5 protein-coding genes are annotated in these 4,803 nt (G+C 34.2%); all 5 read left to right on the plus strand.

The annotated features are described in order from the left end of the window. On the plus strand, positions 1–771 hold a 771-nt coding region (locus E1140_RS01885), incomplete at its 5' end, for an oligosaccharide flippase family protein (RefSeq protein WP_155178456.1). Beyond that, positions 768–1,544 carry a glucose-1-phosphate cytidylyltransferase gene (gene rfbF / locus E1140_RS01890; protein WP_155178458.1) on the plus strand — a complete coding sequence of 259 codons (777 nt, stop codon included), beginning with the start codon at positions 768–770 and terminating at the stop codon, positions 1,542–1,544. The genes E1140_RS01885 and rfbF, both read left to right, overlap by 4 nt. Next, positions 1,526–2,593 carry a CDP-glucose 4,6-dehydratase gene (gene rfbG, locus E1140_RS01895; RefSeq protein ID WP_155178460.1) on the plus strand — a complete coding sequence of 356 codons (1,068 nt, stop codon included), beginning with the start codon at positions 1,526–1,528 and terminating at the stop codon, positions 2,591–2,593. The genes rfbF and rfbG overlap by 19 nt, the downstream gene beginning before the upstream one ends. A gap of 28 nt (positions 2,594–2,621) precedes the next feature. Then, the gene (locus E1140_RS01900) at positions 2,622–3,848 is read left to right on the plus strand and encodes a class I SAM-dependent methyltransferase (protein WP_155178462.1); all 1,227 of its coding nucleotides are present in this window, start codon (positions 2,622–2,624) and stop codon (positions 3,846–3,848) included. Between the two features lie 9 nt (positions 3,849–3,857). After that, positions 3,858–4,712, plus strand: coding sequence for an NAD-dependent epimerase/dehydratase family protein (locus E1140_RS01905; RefSeq protein ID WP_155178464.1), 855 nt, complete (start codon positions 3,858–3,860; stop codon positions 4,710–4,712). Positions 4,713–4,803 lie beyond the last annotated feature (91 nt).

Raw genomic sequence — 4,803 nt, forward strand, 5'->3', positions numbered from 1 at the left:
CGATTAGACATTCTAATAATTGGGAAATTATTTAGTCCTGCAGCCCTTGGATATTATACAAGAGCTCAATCTTTAGAGCAAATAGTAAAGAATTATAGCTCTCAAAGTTTGCGGAGTGTGCTACTGTCAGCACTAAGTAGATTACAACATAAACCTGCTGAATTCAATTCTGTTTTAAAAAAATATGTACGTATTGCTGTTATTTTTTCATTATTGATTAGTGGCGGGCTATTTGTGACAGCTGAAGAAATTATTATTTTGTTATTTTCTGATCAATGGCTTCCATCAGTACTATATTTTAAAATACTTATTGTCGCAACTTTTACTTATCCTATCTGTGCATTGATTAATTCTGCTTTAGAGGCAGGTGGAAATGTTTCTCGCAGTTTAAAACTCGAACTTTATAGAAAACTAATACTGATCTTAGCGTATCCTATAGGTTTTTATTGGGGTATAGAGGGGTTTTTATATGCTTGGATTTGTTATAGATTTATAGATTTGGCAATAACGCTAATGTTTAGCCAAGATTTATTTGTTTGGGACTTAAATTATTTATTCAAAAGCATTATACTTCCATTTATTTTAACTTTGGCAAGTTGTGTATTATTAAACGGGTTAGAGTTATTTGATTCCTTTTCCTTGATAGAGGCATTTTTTCTTCAAGGATTTGCTTTCTTCGCTCTGTTTGTGCTTATATTTTATTTTCCATATAAGATGGAAATAATTGATTTTAAAAAAATGATTTGTCTTTTATTAAAACCAGAGCAATGAAGACTGTAATATTTGCTGGAGGACTTGGTTCTAGGATATCCGAAGAATCACATCTTAAACCAAAACCTATGATTGAAATAGGGGGTAAACCTATTTTATGGCATATTATGAAGATATACCAGAATTACGGATTCAATGAATTCATTGTCTGCTTGGGTTATAAGGGATATGTTATAAAGGAGTATTTTGTTAATTACTTTCTACACAATGCAGATGTAACTGTAAATCTGGGGACTCAGGAAATAGAGATTCACAAAAGTTCAAAGGAGAATATAAAAGTCACATTGGTAGAAACGGGACATTTTACTCAAACGGCTGGAAGATTAAAATTGATAAAGGATTATCTTGGGCAAGAGGACTTTATGCTTACTTATGGAGATGGGGTTTCTGATATTAATTTGAATGAGTTGGTTAATTTTCATAAAAACCATGGTAAAATGGCTACTGTCACTGCGGTTCAACCACCAGGAAGATTCGGCTCGATAGTTACAGATGATGAAGGAGGTATAATAAGTTTTGTAGAGAAACCCCAAGATAGAAGTGAGTGGATAAATGGAGGTTTTTTTGTTCTGAATTATAAAATATTTAAGTATCTAGATGGAGACATGACTAACATTGCATGGGAACAACAACCCATGAAAGATTTGCAAAAAGCTGAGGAGTTAGTAGCATTTAAGCATACTGGCTTTTGGAAATGCATGGATACACTAAGGGATAAAAATGAATTGGAGCAATTATGGATTCAGAATAGGCCATGGAAAGTTTGGACATAAGAAGTGCTTTTAAGGATAAGAGGATTCTGGTGACTGGTCATACTGGTTTTAAGGGTAGCTGGTTACTTACAATCTTAACCGAGCTGGGCTCAAAGGTTCGTGGTTATTCTTTACCGCCAGAAAAAAATGGTCTTTTTGATCAGATAGAAGGACATTTGTTGTGTGAGTCAGTTTATGGTGATATTCTAGATAAAGATAAGTTGAATGAAACTATTTTGGATTACCAACCACATTATGTATTCCATTTGGCTGCACAATCCTTAGTTTTAAAATCCTATTCACAACCAAACTATACTTTTGAGGTCAATGGAATTGGGACGGCTAACCTGCTAATGTCATTATCAAAATTAAAAAATGAGTGTTCCATTGTAATCGTGACAACTGACAAAGTATACGAAAATGAAGAACAGAATCATACATTTTCTGAAAATGATCCGCTTGGTGGTCACGATCCGTACAGTGCTAGTAAGGCATGTGCTGAAATAATCACAAGTTCAATTAGAGGTAGTTTTTTTAAAAATAGTAATCAGTACATAGCTACGGCTAGAGCGGGTAACGTGATTGGTGGCGGAGATTGGTCCGAGAATAGATTACTACCAGATATAGCCAGGGCATTAATAGACGGAGACCCGATAAAACTAAGAAATCCAAATTCAGTGCGCCCTTGGCAGCATGTTCTTGATCCTTTGTATGGTTATCTCAGGTTGGCCGTTATGCTCAATACGGGCAACGAGCATTTTCAAGGAGCATATAATTTTGGGCCTCTATCCAATGATGTATTTACAGTTTCTGATATGTCAAAACTTGCCGTTGATTGTTGGGGCAGTGGCGGTATTGAAATATCAGAAAGTCAAAATGCTAAAAAGGAAGCAAAATACTTAAGCCTAGATAGCAGAAAGGCAAATAAAGGCCTTCAATGGGAACCTAAATTGTCAGTGGAAGAATCTATAAAATGGACTATAGACTGGTACAGTAATTATGCAAATAATAATTCTTCTAGCCTCGATTACACCAAAAAGCAATTTTCAGAATATCTTAGAAGATTGTAATTAATTTTAAGCTTAAAATATTATTGAAATGAACGAATGCCGATTTTGTGATCATCCATTAAATTATACATTTATTGATTTGCAACATAGCCCGGTGTCAAATGCATTTCTTGCTAAAGAGAAGTTAAGCCTTCCAGAAACAACCTTTCCACTGATAGTAAAGGTTTGCGAAAATTGCTTTTTGGTTCAAACTCAGGATTATCAGTCTTCCTCAGACTTATTTACAAATGACTATCCATATTTTTCTTCATTTTCAAAATCGTGGTTAACGCACTCGAAAGAGTATGTAGAAATGATGATGAAGAGATTTAAGTTCAGAAGTGACGCACTAATTGTGGAGATTGCATCAAATGATGGCTATCTCTTGCAGTATTTCAAGGACTATGATGTTAATGTCTGTGGCATCGAGCCTGCTAGAAGCACGGCTGAAGTGGCAGTCGCTAAGGGAATTGATACTATAATTGATTTTTTTGGAATTGAATTGGCTAAAGAGAAATTCAATGAGAAAAAGGCAGATTTGATTATTGGTAATAACGTGCTGGCTCATGTTCCTAATATCAACGATTTTGTGAGTGGAGTTAAAGAAAGTTTATCTGATAATGGAATTTGCACTTTTGAATTTCCTCATTTAGTTGAACTTGTTGCAAACAACCAATTTGATACAATTTATCATGAACATTTTTCCTATCTGTCGCTTTATTCTGTTTCTAAGATCTTTGAAAAACATGGACTAGAAATTTTTGATGTAGAAAAGCTTAAAACACATGGCGGATCGCTTCGTGTATTTGTTAGAAATTATAAAGATGGAAGCCATCCAGTTACTTCCGATGTTAAAAGTCTTCTTAATGAAGAAATAGGGTTAGGAATAAATAAGCTGGATTATTATCACGGACTTGAAAAAAAGGCGATGGCCATTAAGCTTCAATTTCTTCAATTTCTAATAAATGCTAAATCTGAGGGAAAGGAAGTCATAGCCTATGGGGCTGCTGCCAAAGGAAATACATTTCTAAATTATTGTGGAATTAAGAATGATTTAATCGATTTTTGCTGCGATGCTAATGTTCATAAACAAGGCATGTTAATGCCTGGGAGTCATATTCCAATTGAAAGTCTGGAAAAAATAAAATCGAAGAAACCAGATTATATTGTCATTTTACCCTGGAATTTAAAGCATGAAATTGTCAAAGATTTAAGTTACATCAAGGATTGGGGAGGTCATTTTGTAATGGCGATTCCAGAGTTAACAATTATATAAGCAGATTTAATGAATGTTCTAATTACAGGTGCAACTGGATTTATTGGAAGGCATGTTGTAAGCGCTTTTTCTTCTTCCTTTCCGCAATCTGTTATATATGCAGGATGTAGACGGCCTGCTGGCTTTGACATGCAAGGAGTAAAAAATGTAGTACCAGTTCACCATGATATATGGGATGAAGGTCATGATATTACTTTTGCAAAACCTTATGATGTAATTATTCATTTGTCCTGGCCGCTAATACATAAATACAATGACGTTATACACCTTGATGAAGTGCTTTCAGCTCAGAAGAGGTTTGTTGATCAGGCCTTAGATTCATCCAAGAACATCACAATTGCTGGAACTTGTTTTGAATATGGTTTGCAAGAGGGTAAATTAACAGAAGATTTAAAACCCAGACCAGTCACGGCTTATGGGAGTGCCAAAGATGAATTAAGAAAATATATTTTTAATGAGTTGAAAGCACAAGTTAAATGGCTGAGAATATTCTATGTGTATGGAGAAGGACAATCCGAATTTTCAATAATTCCACAATTGGAGAAAGCAATTGCTGAAAAAAATCAGTATTTTAATATGTCTCCGGGTCAACAGGTTAGAGATTATATTCGCGTAGAAGATTTGGCTAAAATGATTGTTGAATTGGCTGTAAAAACAAATGTAAATGGTGTTTTTAATTGTTGCTCAAACAACCCGGTAACACTTGAAAATTTTATAAAAAATTACCTATATAAAAATCATCCGCAAAGTGAGATTATGTTAAACCTTGGATTCTTTTCTTATAATACGCTTGAGCCACTGGAGTTTTGGGGTGATAATTCAAAATTGATCAAAGCCATATCTTCAACACATGAAATTGAATAAAGTTAGTGCAATGGAATTGTTAGATATCCTCATTCCTACTTTCAATCGATCATTAATTCTGAAGGATAATCTGAATTATATTATTGAAGAG

Source organism: Fulvivirga lutimaris (genome assembly GCF_009711525.1).
GTDB lineage: Bacteria > Bacteroidota > Bacteroidia > Cytophagales > Cyclobacteriaceae > Fulvivirga > Fulvivirga lutimaris.

Bases quoted from the DNA above. Each gene is read 5' to 3' on its own strand.
- rfbF (WP_155178458.1), top strand. From the start codon at position 768: ATGAAGACTGTAATATTTGCTGGAGGACTTGGTTCTAGGATATCCGAA.
- rfbG (WP_155178460.1), top strand. From the start codon at position 1,526: ATGGAAAGTTTGGACATAAGAAGTGCTTTTAAGGATAAGAGGATTCTG.
- E1140_RS01900 (WP_155178462.1), top strand. From the start codon at position 2,622: ATGAACGAATGCCGATTTTGTGATCATCCATTAAATTATACATTTATT.
- E1140_RS01905 (WP_155178464.1), top strand. From the start codon at position 3,858: ATGAATGTTCTAATTACAGGTGCAACTGGATTTATTGGAAGGCATGTT.